Genomic DNA, 16,545 nt, shown 5'->3' on the forward strand with positions numbered 1-16,545 from the left:
GCTATCATGACCATCAAACACTGGTTGATTGCCTGCCTCGCCGCTATCGGCCTTGCCGGCGTCGCCCCCGCCGCAGCACCGGCACCCGTGGCCACCGATGACGCCGCAGCCATCGACAGCACGGTCGATGTCGATGCGAACGGCGAAGGCGCGGCCGACGCTGCAACCGCGCAGGAAGTCGTCCGCCCCTTCGATTATGCCGTTCCCGAAGGCAGCAAGGGCCTGCCCGATGGTCGCATGGGTCTCCAGGATCAGTATACCGAAATCGGCCAGCGCGCGGCGGACTTCCACGACATCTGGCTGATGCCGCTGATCACGCTCATCAGCGTGTTCGTGCTGGTGCTGCTGATCTGGGCGATGTTCCGCTATCGTCGCGGTGCCAACCCGGAACCGTCGCGCACCACGCATAACGTTGCGCTTGAAGTGGCGTGGACCATCCTTCCGGTCATCGCGCTGGTGATCATCGCCGTGCCGTCGATCGGCCTGATCCGCGCCCAGTACAGCCCGCCGCCCGCCGATGTGACGATCAAGGTCACCGGCCACCAGTGGTACTGGAGCTACGAATATCCTGATAATGGCGTCGAAATCATTTCGAACATGCTCAAGGAGCAGGACGACCCGACGCTCCCCGAAGGCGCACGCTATCGCACCGATGCCGATGGCCCCGCGTTGCTCGCGGTCGACGAACGCGTCGTCATTCCCGTCGGCAAGACGGTGAAGTTCATCGTCACCGCCTCGGACGTGCTCCACAGCTTCGCCATCCCGGCCTTCTGGACCAAGATGGACGCGGTCCCCGGTCGCCTCAACGAGACCTGGGTGAAGGTCGAGGAAGAAGGCGTCTATTTCGGGCAGTGCTCCGAACTTTGCGGTTCGCGCCACGCCTACATGCCGATCGCCATCGAAGTGGTGAGCCAGGAGCGCTACGAAGAGTGGATCCGCCTGCGCGGCGGTATCATGGAAGGCACTGTTCGCGGCGGCGATCCCGCAGCGGAGACCGCCGGACCAGCCAACGACAATGACGCGGCCGACGAAGCCGCCGAAACCGCCGACGCAACGGCCTAAGCGGAAGAGAAAAGATGAATACGACCACCGCAGATACGCTCCCGCTCGAAAGCGCCGAAGCGCATGACACGCATCACGATGCGGATCACAAGCCGGGCTTTTTCGCCCGCTGGTTCATGTCGACCAATCACAAGGATATCGGCACGCTCTATCTGATCTTCGCGATTTTCGCGGGGGTTATCGGCGGTGCGATTTCGGGCTTCATGCGCCTCGAACTGGCCGAACCCGGCATCCAGTATCTGACGGGTGCCTGGCCGATCGGTGCCGGCGTAGAAGCCAGCTTCGATGAAGCGCTCCACCACTGGAACGTGCTGATCACGGCGCACGGCCTCATCATGGTCTTCTTTATGGTCATGCCCGCGCTGATCGGCGGTTTCGGCAACTGGTTCGTGCCGCTGATGATCGGCGCGCCCGACATGGCGTTCCCGCGGATGAACAATATCAGCTTCTGGCTGACCGTCGCCGCGTTCATCATGCTCCTCGCCTCGGCCTTCGTGCCGGGTGGCCCGGGTACGGGTGCCGGGACGGGCTGGACGGTCTATCCGCCGCTCGCCACCGCCGGGCATGTCGGCCCCGCGGTCGACTTCGCGATCTTCTCGCTGCACCTTGCCGGTGCGGCCTCGATCCTGGGTGCGATCAACTTCATCACCACGATCTTCAACATGCGCGCGCCGGGGATGACCCTGCACAAGATGCCGCTGTTCGTATGGTCGGTGCTGGTCACCGCCTTCCTGCTGCTGCTGGCGCTTCCCGTGCTGGCCGGCGCCATCACGATGCTGCTGACCGACCGCAACTTCGGCACCGGCTTCTTCGATGCTGCCGTGGGCGGCGATCCGGTGCTCTACCAGCACCTGTTCTGGTTCTTTGGCCACCCCGAAGTCTACATCATGATCCTGCCCGCCTTCGGCATCATCAGCCAGATCATCGCCACCTTCAGCCGCAAGCCCGTCTTTGGCTATCTCGGCATGGCCTACGCCATGGTCGCGATTGGCGTGGTCGGCTTCGTCGTTTGGGCGCACCACATGTTCACCGTCGGCATGAGCGTCGACATGAAGATGTACTTCACCGCGGCGACGATGATCATTGCGGTTCCCACCGGCGTGAAGATCTTTTCGTGGATCGCCACGATGTGGGGCGGCTCGATCAGCTTCCAGACGCCGATGCTCTGGGCGATCGGCTTCATCTTCCTGTTCACCGTGGGCGGCGTCACCGGCGTCGTGCTCGCGAACGGCGGTGTCGATAACTACATGCACGACACCTACTACGTCGTCGCGCACTTCCACTACGTGCTCAGCCTCGGCGCGGTCTTCGGGCTATTTGCCGGCTTCTATTACTGGTTCGGCAAGATGAGCGGTAAGCGCTACAACGAGCTTCTCGGGAAGATCCACTTCTTCCTGATGTTCATCGGCGTGAACATCATCTTCTTCCCGCAGCACTTCCTCGGCCTCGACGGCATGCCGCGTCGTTATCCCGATTATCCTGAGGCATTCGCCTACTGGAACGAGATTTCGAGCTTCGGCTACCTGATCATGGCCGCCAGCATGGTGGTGTTCTTCGTCAACGTCTTCTGGTCACTCGCAGCGGGCAAGAAGGCGCCGGACAACGAATGGGGCGAAGGCGCGACCACGCTCGAGTGGACCCTGTCGAGCCCGCCGCCCTATCACCAGTTCGAAACGCTGCCCAAGATCGACTAGGCAGAATATCGAATTTAAATAGAAAAGGCCCCGGTGTGAACGCCGGGGCCTTTTTCTTGGTGCGCGGCCGAACGATCAGCCGTGACCGCTCTTCACGTTGCGGCTCAGCAGCCAGTAATTGACTGGCCAGGCCGCGATGAAGCCCGCGGGGACTGCCACGAAGAATGCGCGCCAGAACATCCAGCTGAAGATGCTGGGGGCCGTCATGCCACCCATCGAATAGTCGACCCAGTTCATGACGATTTCCATGACCCCGATCGAGATGACTTCGCCGAGCCAGATGATCTTCAACGCAGCGAGCATCCCGATCTTCCGGCTTCGCATGACGGGTACGAGGCCCAGGGTCATGCCACTGATGTAAGCCAGCGTCGTCGCGAGGATGATGGTTTGCCAGATGCCCAACCCGAACGTGACACCGATGGCCAAGCCGATGACTTCGCCGATCACACAGCCCAATAGACAGTGCAAAGTCGCGAAGGCGGAAAGTTTTACCGGACCACCGGACCCGTGATGGGAATGGGCAGCGTGGAACCCCTGGTCATGGACCGAATGTTGCATGGCACCGTCCATCCTGTTGATCTGAGTCGTATATACCCCCCGGGGGTATTTTGCAAACCAATTCGTTAAAGGCGATTTGAGGTCTGATTGGCCTCATTTATCCCGTCATGCGCTCCTCATCGGCGTGAAAAAAAACTGTCACCGTGTTCCGCTAGAGCACGCGCAACATTCGGAAGCCTTCTCACTCGAACGAAGAGAGATAATGACGACAGCCAAAACCGCATGGCTGCTGCTCGGTGCAGCGGCGATCAGCCTTGCAACTCCCGCGAATGCGCAGGAGTTGAGCCCCGAAGACGCCGCAAAGCTCATCGAACGCCTCGATGCGCTCGAAGCCGAAGTGACCGACCTACGTGCCAAGCTTGAAGCTGCGGAGGCTTCGAGCACACAGCAAGCTGCTGCGGCACAAGCCGATGCTACGGCCGCTTCCGCCGCCGCTGCCGAAGCCCAGGCTGCGGTCGCAGCCCAGGCTGAAACCACCCCCGCCATTGCGATGAAGCCGACCCCCGAAATCGAAGCCGGCGGCTTCACCTTCAAGCCGCGTGGCCGTCTCCAGTATGACGTTGCCAACGTGCAGGCGCCCGACGCCATCATGGCCGCCGATGACGGGCTTGGCACCAACACCACGCTGCGCCGTGCGCGCCTTGGCGTCTCGGGCGATATGCCGGGCGGGTTCGGCTACAAGTTCGAAGTCGATTTCGCGGACAACGACGTCGCCATCACCGATGCGATCATCACCTACGGCGACGGCCCGCTTGGCCTCACCGTTGGCCAGCACAATGCCTTCTGGGGTCTCGAGGAGATGACCTCGAGCAACCATATCAGCTTCATCGAGCGCGCGGGCTTTACCGATGCCTTCGGCTTCAGCCGCCGCGTCGGCGCCTCGGCCGATTATTCGGTCGGTGACGTGACGGTGTGGGGCGGGCTGTTTTCGTCGAGCATCGATAATCTCACCAGCGACGAGGCCGACAATTGGGGCCTCGACAGTCGCATCGTCTTCGCTCCCAAGATGGGCGATACGCAGCTGCACTTCGGCGGCTCGGTCCACTGGGTCGATCTCGACGAGAACGACATGTCGGTGCGCTATCGCCAGCGCCCCAACATCGCCACGACCGACACCCGCTTCGTCAACACCGGGAGCTTCGCCGCCTCCGATACGCTGAGCTACGGGCTGGAAGCGGCGGCCATTGCCGGCCCGCTGCATTTTGCCGGTGAGACGCACTGGCAGACCGCCAGCCGCCCCGGCATGGACGATCCGACCTTCTTCGGCGGCTATGCCGAGATCGGCTACTTCCTGACGGGCGGTGACAGTCGCGGCTATAAGGGCGGCAAGTTCGATCGCATCCGCCCCGCGAACCCCGTCGGGGAAGGCGGCATGGGCGCGCTCCAGGCGAACCTGCGCTTCGATCATCTCGACCTGACCGATAGCGGCATCGTCGGCGGCACGCAGAATGCCTACGGTCTCAGCCTCATCTGGACGCCGATGGATTATATCCGGCTAATGGCGCAGTATCAGCGCCTCGACATCAGCGATGCCGCGATCTTGAATGGCCTCGACGCCGATTATTCGGTCGACGTGGTCGGCGCCCGCGCGCAGGTCGAATTCTAAAGAGTGTCTGGCGCGGACCGGCGCCTAGGCGTCGGTCCGTTCGGGCATCGCTTCGCCGGTCGCGGCATAATGCACGAATTCGGCGATATTGGTGGCATGATCGCCAATCCGCTCGAGATGCTTGGCGATGAAGAGCGCGTGCGCGCGCTCGGCAATCCCGCTGGCATCGGCGGCCATGGCCCCCAGCGAGTCGGTGAAGATCTTCGAATAGAGATCGTCGATATCGTCGTCGCGGACGGCGATTTCCCTGGCCAGCTCGCTATCGCCTTTCTTGAAAGCGGTGAGCGCCATCGCCACCAGATCGGCGGCCAGGCTGCCCATCTTGATCAGCGGATCGATCGTCTCGGGCTCGCGCTTTTCGAGCTGCGGGATACGCTTGGCGACATTCTTGGCATAGTCGCCGATACGTTCGACCACCGCCGCAATCTTGAGTACGGCAACGACGTCGCGAAGATCGTCCGCCATGGGCGCGCGCAGCGCCAGCGTACGGATCGCGAGCTGGTCGATCTTCTGTTCGAGCTTGTCGATCTGCGCGTCCTGCTCGACGACTTTCTTGGCCAGCTTCGCATCGCCGGTCTGGAGCGCCTTGATTGCTTGATCGATCGCCTTTTGCGCCCGCTTGCCGATCTTGTCGGTGAGCGCGTGAAGCTTGTCGATATCGTTATCGAACGCGGGATTGGTGTGGTTTGGTACGCTAGCCATAATGTGACCGTTCTATGACAAAAGTGTTGCGATTTCCAGACTCAATATCTTGCAGCGCTTAAAAAACCGTCGATTTCAGAAAGTTACGCCGCCGAAAGGCCCGGAACTCGCGCGCGCATCGACCCGTTGATTGCCCAAAGGAGACAAAAATGGGTAATCTTATTCTAGCAATCGCATCGATTTTGCTGCCGCCGCTGGGCGTCGCGCTCGGTAAGGGCATTGGTGGGACCTTCCTCGTCAACCTCGTGCTGACGCTGCTGTTTTTCATTCCCGGCGTTCTGCACGCACTATATGTAAATTTTATGTAGTTACGTAGTTGGAAGGCCGTTTCAGCGTCCGGCGCTTGGCTCGCCATTGAAACAATATCGCCGCACGGTTTATTGCCGGCGCGGCGATTTTTTTAGAACACACGCCGCTTCAATCGCGGCGCCTTCATGCTACCGTCGTCGGCATGGCGCGTGACCCGATCTACCGATTTGGCGACTTTACTTTCGACAAGGCGCAATGCCGCCTGCAACGCGGTGGAACGTCGGTAGATCTCAGCCCACGATATATCGACGTCCTTCATCTGCTGGTAGCCAACGCGGGCGACCTAATAAGTCGCGACCGCTTCTTCGAAGAAGCCTGGAGCGGCGTTACCGTTGGCGACGAGGCACTGAGCCAGGCCATCAAGGATCTGCGCCGCGCGCTCGGCGACAGTGCTACCTCTCCAACCTACATCGAAACCGTGCCCAAACGGGGCTATCGCTTCATTGCCGATGTCTCCGCCCAGGAGAACGATCGCTCCGATCCCGCGAAGCCGGCTCGGCCATCGCTGTCACGGCTTGTGCTCGGCGGAACACTGGGGGGTACCGCGGCGGGTGCGTTAGGCGGTCTCGTCTATGGGCTGGTTGCCGGCATGGGAAACGATGCGGCGCTCATCATCTTGCTGGTCATGACATTATTGACTGCGGTCATCGCATTTGTCGGAAGCCTCGCTTTGTGCCTCGGCATGGCCGCAGCCGCCAGGATAGCGCGGCGCGACTGGCTATTTTCGATCGGCGGTGCCGCTCTAGGCGGCTTCATCATCGGCGAATTGTTTCACAGCATTGCGAGCAGCAGCTTCTCAATCTTCGTCGGGCGCGCGCACACCGACTTCACCGGCGGGCTAGAGGGTGCCGCGCTGGGAGCGGCAATCGCGTTGGGCGCGCGCTACGCGGGCGGCATCGAGGGGCGTTGGCCCCGACCGGTCCTCGGCGGCGCGCTTGGCGGAGCGCTGGCCGGCATCGCTCTTTCACTGTTGGGGGGCAAGCTCATGGCGGCGAGCCTCGCAGCGCTCGCCAGAAGCTTCCACGGGTCTACGCTCGAACTTGGCTTTTTTGGCCGTTTTTCAGGATCGGACGGTCTTGATCCACTCGCACAGGCCGCCGTGGCTGGCTGCGAAGGTCTGCTGTTCGGCGCAGGGATCGTGTCCGGCATCGTTCTGGCCGCACGCTCTGCTCAAGAGAATTTCACGACTTCCTCACCTTCCGCTCATTCCTTTTGAGCGGTGGCCGCGCATGTCGTGCGGCATCAACGGAAAGAGGAATACGATCATGACTGATTCGCAATCGACCCTTCGCAAACTGCGTGTCGCAGGTTGGACGACCGTTGGGCTGCTGCTGGTTCTGCCTGCCGCTGCAATGGGTCTGCAAGTCGAAGGCGTGGATTGGGGGCCCGGAGATTTCATCGTCGCGACCGTTCTTCTCGTCGGATCCGGACTGGCGATCGAAGGATTAGTCCGGGTCAGTGACAATGCCGCCTACCGCCTTGGCGCTGCGCTCGCTGTTTTTGCCACGCTTTTCATGATCTGGTCGAACCTCGCGGTCGGTATCGTCGGATCGGAAAACGACCCGTTCAACGCGCTATATTTCCTGCTCATCCCGATCATCGGTCTCGGCGCGCTGGTCGCCCGCTTGTCGGCGAGCGGAATGGCCAAGGTGATGGCGCTGGCCGCGCTTTTCCCGGTTGGCATGGCGATCGCCGCCCTCCTGCTCGGCAAGCATCTCCAGCCGATCGATTCGATCGTCGAAGTGGTGGGCGCTAACGCGCTGTTCGTCACGCTCTATGGTGTCAGCGCGCTGCTCTTTTCGAAGGCAGCGCGGCAACGCGATCGTTAGTCGCCGTCCACCCGCTCGGCACCGGTGATCTTGACCGGGTCGGCGAGCATCTGGCCCTTCATCACGCCCTCGCCTTTGTCGGGATCGATCGGCGCGGCATAGATCGCCTCCACCACGTCCATGCCTTCGACCACTCGGCCGAACGGCGCAAAACCTGGACCATTGTCACAGCAATCGAAGCCGGGGATCGGCGCCATCGCGATGTAGAAGTCGGATCGACCGGTGCCGGGACCGGCATTGATGAGCGCAATCGTGCCGCGCTCATGCTTGAGCCCTGTCTCGTTGGTCGGCTCATGCGCGATGGGATCATGCGTCTTGTCGAGACGCCGTACGCCGAACTGGGCGAGGCCGGTGTCGCCAAAGGGCATGGCACGATAGAATTCCGCAAACTCAATGTAGCCGTCATCGACATAGGCCAGGAAATTGGCGGTCGTGATCGGTGCGCGGCCGCGATCCAGCTCGAGCACGATCCGGCCCATCGTGGTATCGATGGCCACGGTGACGAGATCTTCGGCAGGCGCTTCGTCAGCGTCTTCGGCGACTTCTTCGACAACCGGTGCGGGCGCGGCATCATGGGCGGGATCGACGGGGGCGTCCTGCACGGCGGCGAGGAGCAAAGCGAGGCTGGTTACGGTGATACTCATGACCTGAGAATAATCGAGAGCGCCCCCGCCCGAAAGCCCCTCTTTTGCTTAATGAAATCTGCCTTTATAGGGGCCGCAAATGACATTGATTCCCGCCCCCGAGACCGTCGCGCCGACACCGGCGATGCCGAGCGACTGGCGCGACCTGTTCGCGCTGACCAAGCCGCGCGTGATGACGCTGGTCGTCTTCACCGCGCTTTGCGGCCTGATCGCGGCGCCGGGCGGCATCCACCCGATCCTCGGCTTCACGGCAATCCTGTGCATCGCGGTTGGCGCCGGCGCGGCCGGCGCGCTCAACCAGTGGTACGAGGCGGATATCGACGCCAAGATGAAGCGCACCGCATCGCGCCCGCTGCCGGGCGGCCGCGTAAGCCGCGAGAGCGCGCTGCATTTCGGTGTCGGGCTGTCCTTCTTCAGCGTGATCCTGATGGGCGTGGCCACCAACGTGCTTGCTGCCGCGATCCTTGCTTTTTCGATCTTCTTTTATGCGGTGGTTTACACAATGTGGCTCAAGCCGCGCACCGCGCAGAATATTGTCATCGGGGGCGCTGCCGGCGCCTTTCCGCCGCTGATCGGCTGGGCCGCGGTAACGGGCGATGTCACCGTCATGCCGGCGCTGCTGTTCGCCATCATCTTCCTGTGGACGCCGCCGCATTTCTGGGCGCTCAGCCTGTTCGTGAAGATCGATTACGAAAAAGCCAATATTCCCATGCTGCCCGTGGTCGCGGGCATTGCGTCGACGCGCCGCCACATCCTGCTCTACACGTTGCCGATGGTCGCTGCGGCGATTGCGCCTTGGCCGCTCGGGTTCGCCGGGCCGATCTACGGCGCCACGAGCGTCGCGCTGAATGCCGTCTTCCTATACTTCGCGCTGCGCGTGGCGATGAGCCGCACGACCGAACCCAAGGACATGAAGGCCGAAAAGAAATTGTTCGGCTTCTCGATCCTCTATCTGTTCGTCCTCTACGCGGCGCTCGTCGCCGATCGCCTCGTTCCGCTGGCCTGAGAAAGCATATGACCAACCAACCGCCATTCGACGAAGCCGAAGTTCGACGCCGCCAGAAAGCGCGCAGTCGCATCATGGCGCTGGGCCTGCTGGCCTTCGTCGCGCTCGTCTTCGGTATCACCATTGCCAAGCTGGGTATCTGGGGATGACCAGCGCAGCACTCGGTAACGCCAACGCCAAAACCGCGCTCAAGATGGCGCTGTTTGCATTGGGCATGCTCGGCCTCGCCTTTGCCAGCGTGCCGCTCTACCGCGTCTTTTGCCAGGTCACCGGCTTTGGCGGCACCACGCAAGTCGCCGCCACCGCGCCGGGCGCGGTTGCCGGGGAAATCGGCGTGCGTTTCGATGCCAACGTCAATGGCGTGCCGTGGCGCTTCAAGCCAAAGCAGACGACTGTACGCATCGCGCCGGGCGCGCGTACGCAGGTCGCTTACGAGGCCACCAGCCTCGTCGCCCGTCCCACGTCGGGCACCGCGACCTTCAACGTCACGCCCGCCATCGCCGGCCAGTATTTCAGCAAGATCGAATGTTTCTGCTTCACCGAACAAACGCTTGAAGCAGGCCAGAGCGTCGACATGCCCGTCATCTTTTTCGTCGATCCGGCGATCAAGGAAGACCCCGATACCGCGCACATCGACGAAATCACCCTAAGCTACACGTTTTTCCCCTTGGAAAAGCAGGCCGCCTCACGCTAGAGCGCGGCATACCCAAACCTGAGGACACATCATGGCCGGTACCGTCAATCACGATTATCACATCCTTCCGCCGTCGATCTGGCCGCTTATCGGTTCGATCAGCGCGATCCTGATGTTTGGCGGCCTGGTCTTCTGGATGCACGACAGCGCCTACGGCCAGTACGTCTTCGGCGCCGGTTTCATCGGTGTTCTCTTCACCATGCTGATGTGGTGGATGGATGTTCGCAAGGAAGCCAATTCGGGCGATCACACCCCGGTGGTGCAGCTGCATCACCGTTACGGCATGATCCTCTTTATAGCGTCTGAAGTCATGTTCTTCGTTGCCTGGTTCTGGGCCTATTTCAATGCCTCGCTGTTCCCGCCGATGGTCGACGCAATCGGCGGTGAATGGCCGCCGGCGGGCATGGAAGTGCTCAATCCCTTCGGCTACCCGCTGCTCAACACGCTGATCCTGCTATGTTCGGGCACCACGGTCACCTGGGCGCACCACGCGCTGATCCACGGCAACCGCAAGGACTTCAAGACGGGTCTCTTGCTGACCATCATTCTCGGCCTCGTGTTCACCGCGATCCAGGCGTATGAATATGGCGTCGCGCCCTTCTATTTCGACAAGGCCGACGGCGGCAACATTTATTCGTCGACCTTCTTCATGGCGACCGGCTTTCACGGTTTCCACGTCATCGTGGGCACCATCTTCCTGATCGTATGCTACCTGCGCGCGCGTGCTGGTGACTTCACCCCCAAGCAGCATTTCGGTTTCGAAGCGGCAGCCTGGTACTGGCACTTTGTCGACGTCGTCTGGCTGTTCCTCTTCGCCACCATCTACGTCTGGGGCGGCTGGGGCGCGACTTACCACTAGAGCCGCATGAGGCTGCTGAGCCACCTCGTCGTATTCATCGCCGTCGCGATTCTCTTCGCGCTTGGCGTGTGGCAGCTGGACCGCGCGCGCTGGAAAGAGGCACTCCTCGCCGAATATGAAGCGGCGGCTGACCGGCCCGCCGTGGACTTCCCCTATGCGAGCGACGACCCGCCTCTATTTCGCCGGTCAGCTGTGACCTGCGAGCGCGTAAAGGGCTGGCGCGATGTCGCGGGGGCGAACGAAGCCGGACGCAGTGGTTACGCCCACGTCGCGACCTGCACCAATGGGCCAAACGACTTCGCCGTCGAAACGGGGTGGAGCACCGATCCGAACGCCGGACGCGATTGGACGGGCGGCAACGTCTCTGGCGTGATCGGCCCCGACGGCACCTATGGCTACCGGCTGGTGTCGAGCGAAGGGCTGGGCGGCCTCGAGGCCAGCGCGCCGCCTTCCCCCGATGCGGTGCGCAACAACCATCGCAGCTATGCCGTGCAGTGGTTCATCTTCGCGTTTCTGGCAGCCGGCATCTACCTGCTCGCGCTACGCAAGAAGATTCGCGAGGAACGCGCCGATGGATAAGCTTACTACCCTAGTGGCCGAGCCGTGGGACGATTGGGCGCTGATCGATTCGGGCGACGGTCAGAAATACGAACGCTATGGCGACATCCGGGTCGTCCGGCCCGAACCGCAGGCCATGTGGCCGCGCGCCAGTGACGACTGGGCGCCCCACGCCACCTTCATGCCGGCGAGCGACGAAGACGGGCGCGGACGCTGGGTCGAACATAGCCATGTTCCGGCCAGCTGGGAGCTGTCGCGCGGCACGGTTAAATTCAACGCCAGCCTGACCCCCTTTCGCCATCTTGCTTTCTTCCCCGACATGGCGCCGCAGTGGGACTTTGCGCGCGAGCGGCTGGGCCCGGGCAGCGAAGCGATGAACCTGTTCGGCTATACCGGCGTGGGCACACTGCAAATGAGCGAGACCGGCGCCAACCTTGTCCATGTCGATGCGTCCAAGAAGTCGGTCGACGGCGCGCGCGAGAATGCCGCGCTGTCAGGCATGGAAGCCAATCCCATCCGCTGGCTGGTTGAAGACGCTGCCAAATTTGCCGCGCGCGAGGTGCGCCGCGGGCGCCGCTATGACGGCATCATGCTCGACCCGCCCAAGTTCGGGCGCGGGCCCAAGGGCGAACGCTGGCAGCTCGAAGAACAGCTCGCCCCGCTGGTCGGCGATTGCGCGCAGCTGCTCGATGACAAGAGCCGCTTCTTGATCCTAACCGTCTATGCGGTGCGCATGAGCGCGCTTGCCGTCGGTGAACTGGTGCGCCAGTCCACCGCGAATCTGGGCGGCACGGTCGAGCTGGGCGAGATGAGCGTACGCGAGGAACGTCGAGGACTGTTGCTACCGACAGCGATCTTTGCGCGCTGGAGCCGCGCCTAGGTCCGCGCCGCCCGGATCGCAGCGCCGGTCACGAACGGGCTGCCCGCCGCCAACAACAGCGCCACCGCCAGCTCAAACTTGAGCGCCGCATTGCCCTCGAGCCCTGTCGCAGCCGCCCCGAAGATCAGCAATGGCACCGTGACGGGCAAGGCCACGATGCTGGCCAGCATTCCGCCGCGAGGCAGGCCTGCGGTCAGCGCGGCAGCCGCGACCGCGACTGACGCCAAGGCGGGCGTTCCGATGGCCAAGGCAAGCAGAATGCGTCCCAGACCTGGCCCGTCGACGCCGAGCATGGCGGCTGCGGGCAGCGCTGCGATCAGCAGCAGCGGGCCGAAGCTAAGCCACAGGCCGGTCGCCTTCGCGAGCCCGATCACTTCCTCGCTCACGCCGCGGATGGCGAGCTGGTCGATGGTGCCGTCTGCCAGATCGGGCTCGATCAGGCGCTCGACGGGCAACATCGCCGCCAACAATGCCGCGACCCACATGACGCCGCCACCGATCTGCGCCAGCAGGCGCGCGTCGGGGCCGACGCCGAATGGTACCAGCGCCGCTACCAGCAGGAAGAAGGCGATCGGCATCCATGTCGATGCGCCGAGGCTGCGGCGGACCTCGCGGATGATCAGCGCGGTCATAGCGCCACCTCGCGCCAATTGGGGCCAAGCGAGACATGGCTTGCCGCCAGCACGGCGCCCTTGGTGGATAGATGGAAATCGATTTCTTCGCAGAGCTGCTTCTGTCCTGCCGCATCCAGACCGCTGAACGGCTCATCGAGAAGCCAAAGCGGGGACGGCGAAGCCATCACCCGGGCAAGGCGCGCGCGCTGCCGCTGGCCGGTCGACAGAAAGCGGACAGGCACGTGAGCCAGGTCCATCAGTCCCACGCGGTTCAGCGCGCTCGATGCTGCCCCATCGTCACCGTCGTCGAAGTCGGTCCAGAACTTGATCGCAGCTTCTAATGTGCGCTCGCCGTCCAGTGCCAGTCGCTCGTCGGCCAGCGCCGCGGGGGAGGCGTGCACCTTGCCGGCACTTGGCTCCAGCAATCCCGCGACAAGTCGGATCAAGCTGGATTTGCCGCGCCCATTGGGGCCGGTCAGCACGACGGCCTCGCCCTGCGAAACGGTCAGGTCGAAGTCCTCGAAAAGCAGTCTCCCGCCACGCCGCAACGTTACGCCGTCGAGGCGCACCAGCGCGCTCAAACCTGGTCCTCCAAAGCGTGCATATCCTCGTCCGAAAGGCCGAAATGGTGTCCGACTTCATGGATCAGCACGTGGCTCACCAGATGCTCCAACGTTTCGTCGCCGCGCTCGGCCCATTCGAGCAGGATGGGCATGCGGAACAGGCGCACCCTATCGGGCATCGTGCCGCTATGCTCGACGCTCTTTTCGTGCATCGGCAGGCCTTCGTAGATGCCGGTCAATTCGAACGGCTCTTCGAGGCCGACCGATTGCAATGTCTGCGCGTCAGCGAAGTCCTCGACGAGCAACACGACATCGCCCAGATGTTCGCGCATTTGCGCGGGAAGGCGCGCCATCGCGCCGCGCGCGATCGCCTCCATTTCCGCCGCCGTGGGCGCGATGCCGATTTCCCGCTGCATGCGCCGGTTTGTAGTCACTCCCCGCAAGACGGCAAGGTGCCTTGCCCCAAGCCACGGCGGGCGCTACATCGCCGCCTTCCAGTCAATGCGGAGCGGTGGCCGAGTGGTCGAAGGCGCACGCCTGGAAAGTGTGTATACGGTAACCCCGTATCGTGGGTTCGAATCCCACCCGCTCCGCCATTGACCCATTCCTGCATGTTTCTAACCGGCCGATGGTTTGATCATAAACCAGAGTTTTCAAGTCTTTTTTGATCCTGCCGATCCCTTGCCGTTTCTGGCCAGCCGCCTTACGGTGTGGGAAACGATGTGGGAAATACCATGGGAAGACTTACAGCAGCAGCGGTAAGGGCCGCGAATCAGCCGGGACGATACGGTGACGGCAACGGCCTCTACTTAGTGGTGGGAAAGGGCGGCGCGAGAAGCTGGGTAGTCAGAGTTCAAAAAAATGGACGGCGTCGAGACATAGGTCTCGGCAGCGCCTCAAAGGTATCCCTAAAGCTCGCAAGACAACGCGCGTCGGACGTGAGAGAGCAGATTGAGATTGGCAAAGACCCCGTAGCCGAGCGCAAAAGAGCGGCTGGGATTCCGACGTTTAGAGAAGCCGCAAAGCTCGTCCACGCAGAGCACGCCCCAAGCTGGCGAAACCCCAAGCACCGCGCGCAATGGCTCTCCACACTAGAGACTTACATCTTTCCCGTTTTCGGAGACCGTCCCGTCTCTCAGATCGAAACAGGGGACGTTAGAGACGCACTAGCGGCCATTTGGCTTGATAAGCCCGAAACCGCCCGTCGGCTACGCCAGCGCGTGCGTACGGTTGTCGATTGGGCTGTAGCGAAGGGCTATCGCGACAATGCCTTAGCCATGAGCGTTATCGACAAGGCATTGCCGCCTCAACGGACCAAGGTGAAGCATCACAAAGCTCTGCCTTACGATGAGCTTCCAAATTTCCTAGCCACCTTGAAGGACAGCGAAACGATAGGTCGGCTGGCGCTGGAGTTTGTCATTTTAACGGCGGCGCGGTCGGGCGAGGTGCGGCTGGCGACATGGGACGAAGTCGATTTCGACAAGCGCCTTTGGACGGTGCCAGCTGAGCGCATGAAGGCGGGACGTGAGCATGTCGTTCCTTTATCGAAGGCGGCGATTGATGTGCTGAAGCGCGCCGAGCGCTACCAGCGCGGAGACAGCAATCTCATCTTCCAGGGGCAGAAGCGCGGCAAACCGCTCAGCGATATGACGCTGACGAAAATCCTGCGGGACATGGGGCGTAAGATAACGGTGCATGGTTTTCGGTCGACGTTCCGCGATTGGGTGGCAGAGCAAACAGACTATCCGGGAGAAGTTGCCGAGGCCGCTCTTGCCCACGCCGTGGCGGACAAGACAGAGGCGGCATATCGTCGTGGTCCAATAATTGACAAAAGGGAACGGCTCATGGCGACTTGGGCTAAGCATTGCCGGAGTAAGGATTATGGCCGTAAGTGACGACGAGCGAGAGACTTTACATGTAATTCTGGACGCCCTGTTGAATGCTCGTGAGTCTCTTGAACGGGTCAATGTCGACGCCCTCTCCAAGGGGCAAGCTTTCTACAAAGCTTGGAGCGAGCCTCGACGAGATTTGACGCTCAATGGTAGTCGCTTCTTGCGTCGGGTAATCGGCCAACAGCTTCATAACGCAGAATTGAGCCAAATTTTCAGAGACCTCCCTGATTCCGTCGGGCCGGACAATGAAAATTTGGCAAGTCTAGCGAATGCTCTTCGCTCGTTCCTGCCGCTATTTGAGCCCACGGCTAACAACAGACACACAGAAACATTCGTTGGGCAAATGATTGATGATTTTATGGGCATTTACTGGGGTGATGCACCGCGATTTTTCGTCGAACTTCCCAAGAGGCCAGGTCAGCACAAGCGCCCATTTCGATTTGATAGGCTTAGACTGAAAGCCCTAGATTGGGAGAAGTTTTTGGCTGCTGCTGGCCTGCCCGCTTTCGAACGCCAAAGTATGGTTGCGACTGCCTACAGGACCCAGTGGGATGCAATTCGAAAATGGGCAAAGCCCATTGAGGAAAATTGGGGCATTATCTCGTGGCCTCTAACCCCAGACCAAGCTGCTGATGCGCGGGTTCGTTACCGCGACGATCCAGCCAAGATTTCTGCCGAAATCGACCGGGATGGCAGGGAGTACTGGGCCGAGAAATCAAATCAGACATAGGAAAATCTCAGAGAACCTTTTCCGGAAATCAAAAGAATAGCTATTCCCTAGCTTTCGCATCGAAATCAGTTGACCCTTGAAACACCAAAGCAATCGCTGGGGTGCGCTCCCGACGCTCATTGGGAATGAGGAGGCAAGCTTGGCACAACAAGCTGAATTGATGACGATGGGCGAATTCCTTGCTCGCTACAGCATCGGACGAACAACTGCTTATCGTGAGGTGGCGGCTGGACGTCTGAAAATCCGAAAACTTGGATCTGCAACGCGCATTGCGCGGGAGGACGCTGACGCATGGATGGCTAGCCTGCCCGTGCGCGGCGGAGCGGCCGCATGACGAAGCTTTCG

The 16,545-nt window shown here is 61.6% G+C and carries 21 protein-coding genes and 1 tRNA gene; 16 read left to right on the forward strand and 6 right to left on the reverse strand.

Annotated features, from left to right (window positions below; translation table 11 throughout):
- The first annotated feature begins 6 nt into the window (after positions 1–6).
- Positions 7–1,062 carry a cytochrome c oxidase subunit II gene (coxB, locus tag NUX07_RS00215; RefSeq protein WP_265528006.1) on the forward strand — a complete coding sequence of 352 codons (1,056 nt, stop codon included), beginning with the start codon at positions 7–9 and terminating at the stop codon, positions 1,060–1,062.
- Between the two features lie 14 nt (positions 1,063–1,076).
- Positions 1,077–2,756, forward strand: a complete 1,680-nt coding sequence (gene ctaD, locus NUX07_RS00220; RefSeq protein ID WP_265528007.1) for a cytochrome c oxidase subunit I — start codon at positions 1,077–1,079, stop codon at positions 2,754–2,756.
- 75 nt (positions 2,757–2,831) lie between these two features.
- On the opposite strand, the gene NUX07_RS00225 is transcribed toward ctaD, so the two are convergent.
- On the reverse strand, positions 2,832–3,326 hold the full coding sequence (locus NUX07_RS00225; RefSeq protein ID WP_322597167.1) for a DUF4396 domain-containing protein: 495 nt from the start codon (positions 3,324–3,326) through the stop codon (positions 2,832–2,834).
- A 190-nt stretch (positions 3,327–3,516) separates the two neighbouring features.
- Here NUX07_RS00225 and NUX07_RS00230 point away from each other — a divergent pair, with 190 nt between their 5' ends.
- Positions 3,517–4,920, forward strand: a complete 1,404-nt coding sequence (locus NUX07_RS00230; protein ID WP_265528009.1) for an OprO/OprP family phosphate-selective porin — start codon at positions 3,517–3,519, stop codon at positions 4,918–4,920.
- Positions 4,921–4,944: 24 nt separating this feature from the next.
- Here the strand turns inward: NUX07_RS00230 and phoU are convergent, their stop codons facing one another.
- Positions 4,945–5,622, reverse strand: a complete 678-nt coding sequence (phoU, locus tag NUX07_RS00235; protein ID WP_265528010.1) for a phosphate signaling complex protein PhoU — start codon at positions 5,620–5,622, stop codon at positions 4,945–4,947.
- A gap of 149 nt (positions 5,623–5,771) precedes the next feature.
- On the opposite strand from phoU, the gene NUX07_RS00240 reads away from it, so the two are divergent.
- The 3 genes from NUX07_RS00240 to NUX07_RS00250 all read left to right on the forward strand — a co-directional run bounded on the left by NUX07_RS00240 (position 5,772) and on the right by NUX07_RS00250 (position 7,760).
- Entirely contained in the window at positions 5,772–5,930 is a 159-nt protein-coding gene (locus tag NUX07_RS00240; protein ID WP_265528011.1) for a YqaE/Pmp3 family membrane protein, read from the forward strand.
- 143 nt (positions 5,931–6,073) lie between these two features.
- A complete protein-coding gene (locus tag NUX07_RS00245; RefSeq protein ID WP_265528012.1) occupies positions 6,074–7,147 on the forward strand; it encodes a winged helix-turn-helix domain-containing protein in 1,074 nt (357 codons plus the stop codon).
- A gap of 49 nt (positions 7,148–7,196) precedes the next feature.
- Positions 7,197–7,760 (forward strand): hypothetical protein, encoded by a 564-nt coding sequence (locus NUX07_RS00250; protein WP_265528013.1) that lies wholly within the window; start codon positions 7,197–7,199, stop codon positions 7,758–7,760.
- On the opposite strand, the gene NUX07_RS00255 is transcribed toward NUX07_RS00250, so the two are convergent.
- Positions 7,757–8,404, reverse strand: a complete 648-nt coding sequence (locus NUX07_RS00255) for a peptidylprolyl isomerase (RefSeq protein ID WP_265528014.1) — start codon at positions 8,402–8,404, stop codon at positions 7,757–7,759. The genes NUX07_RS00250 and NUX07_RS00255 overlap by 4 nt on opposite strands.
- A 79-nt stretch (positions 8,405–8,483) precedes the next feature.
- Between NUX07_RS00255 and NUX07_RS00260 the strand changes: the two genes are divergently transcribed.
- The 6 genes from NUX07_RS00260 to NUX07_RS00285 are packed head-to-tail and all read left to right on the forward strand — an operon-like array spanning position 8,484 to position 12,401.
- On the forward strand, positions 8,484–9,410 hold the full coding sequence (locus NUX07_RS00260) for a heme o synthase (protein WP_265528015.1): 927 nt from the start codon (positions 8,484–8,486) through the stop codon (positions 9,408–9,410).
- A gap of 8 nt (positions 9,411–9,418) precedes the next feature.
- Positions 9,419–9,559, forward strand: coding sequence for a hypothetical protein (locus NUX07_RS00265; RefSeq protein ID WP_265528016.1), 141 nt, complete (start codon positions 9,419–9,421; stop codon positions 9,557–9,559).
- Positions 9,556–10,104: a cytochrome c oxidase assembly protein gene (locus NUX07_RS00270; protein ID WP_265528017.1), complete on the forward strand. Its 549-nt coding sequence runs from the start codon at positions 9,556–9,558 to the stop codon at positions 10,102–10,104. The genes NUX07_RS00265 and NUX07_RS00270 overlap by 4 nt, the downstream gene beginning before the upstream one ends.
- A gap of 31 nt (positions 10,105–10,135) precedes the next feature.
- Positions 10,136–10,963: a cytochrome c oxidase subunit 3 gene (locus tag NUX07_RS00275; RefSeq protein WP_265528018.1), complete on the forward strand. Its 828-nt coding sequence runs from the start codon at positions 10,136–10,138 to the stop codon at positions 10,961–10,963.
- A 6-nt stretch (positions 10,964–10,969) separates the two neighbouring features.
- Complete coding sequence (locus NUX07_RS00280) at positions 10,970–11,542, forward strand: SURF1 family cytochrome oxidase biogenesis protein (protein ID WP_265528019.1); 573 nt, start codon at positions 10,970–10,972, stop codon at positions 11,540–11,542.
- Entirely contained in the window at positions 11,535–12,401 is an 867-nt protein-coding gene (locus NUX07_RS00285; RefSeq protein WP_265528020.1) for a class I SAM-dependent methyltransferase, read from the forward strand. Before NUX07_RS00280 ends, NUX07_RS00285 begins: the two co-directional genes overlap by 8 nt.
- Here NUX07_RS00285 and NUX07_RS00290 read toward each other — a convergent pair.
- Genes NUX07_RS00290 through NUX07_RS00300 form a run of 3 tightly spaced genes read right to left on the reverse strand, consistent with a single transcriptional unit; the run spans position 12,398 to position 13,994 of the window.
- Positions 12,398–13,033, reverse strand: coding sequence for a heme exporter protein CcmB (locus tag NUX07_RS00290; RefSeq protein ID WP_265528021.1), 636 nt, complete (start codon positions 13,031–13,033; stop codon positions 12,398–12,400). The genes NUX07_RS00285 and NUX07_RS00290 overlap by 4 nt on opposite strands.
- Complete coding sequence (gene ccmA / locus NUX07_RS00295; RefSeq protein WP_265528022.1) at positions 13,030–13,596, reverse strand: heme ABC exporter ATP-binding protein CcmA; 567 nt, start codon at positions 13,594–13,596, stop codon at positions 13,030–13,032. Before ccmA ends, NUX07_RS00290 begins: the two co-directional genes overlap by 4 nt.
- Positions 13,593–13,994 carry a metallopeptidase family protein gene (locus tag NUX07_RS00300; protein WP_265528023.1) on the reverse strand — a complete coding sequence of 134 codons (402 nt, stop codon included), beginning with the start codon at positions 13,992–13,994 and terminating at the stop codon, positions 13,593–13,595. The genes ccmA and NUX07_RS00300 overlap by 4 nt, the downstream gene beginning before the upstream one ends.
- 89 nt (positions 13,995–14,083) lie before the next feature.
- Here NUX07_RS00300 and NUX07_RS00305 point away from each other — a divergent pair.
- The 4 genes from NUX07_RS00305 (at position 14,084) to NUX07_RS00325 (ending at position 16,534) form a co-directional block, all read left to right on the forward strand.
- Positions 14,084–14,174 (forward strand) — tRNA-Ser (locus tag NUX07_RS00305).
- A 138-nt stretch (positions 14,175–14,312) separates the two neighbouring features.
- Entirely contained in the window at positions 14,313–15,473 is a 1,161-nt protein-coding gene (locus tag NUX07_RS11445; protein WP_407696132.1) for a tyrosine-type recombinase/integrase, read from the forward strand.
- A complete protein-coding gene (locus tag NUX07_RS00320) occupies positions 15,460–16,200 on the forward strand; it encodes a hypothetical protein (RefSeq protein WP_265528024.1) in 741 nt (246 codons plus the stop codon). The genes NUX07_RS11445 and NUX07_RS00320 overlap by 14 nt, the downstream gene beginning before the upstream one ends.
- Positions 16,201–16,339: 139 nt before the next feature.
- The gene (locus NUX07_RS00325) at positions 16,340–16,534 is read left to right on the forward strand and encodes a helix-turn-helix domain-containing protein (RefSeq protein WP_265528025.1); all 195 of its coding nucleotides are present in this window, start codon (positions 16,340–16,342) and stop codon (positions 16,532–16,534) included.
- Positions 16,535–16,545 lie beyond the last annotated feature (11 nt).

Source organism: Sphingomicrobium marinum (assembly GCF_026157105.1).
GTDB classification, from domain to species: domain Bacteria; phylum Pseudomonadota; class Alphaproteobacteria; order Sphingomonadales; family Sphingomonadaceae; genus Sphingomicrobium; species Sphingomicrobium marinum.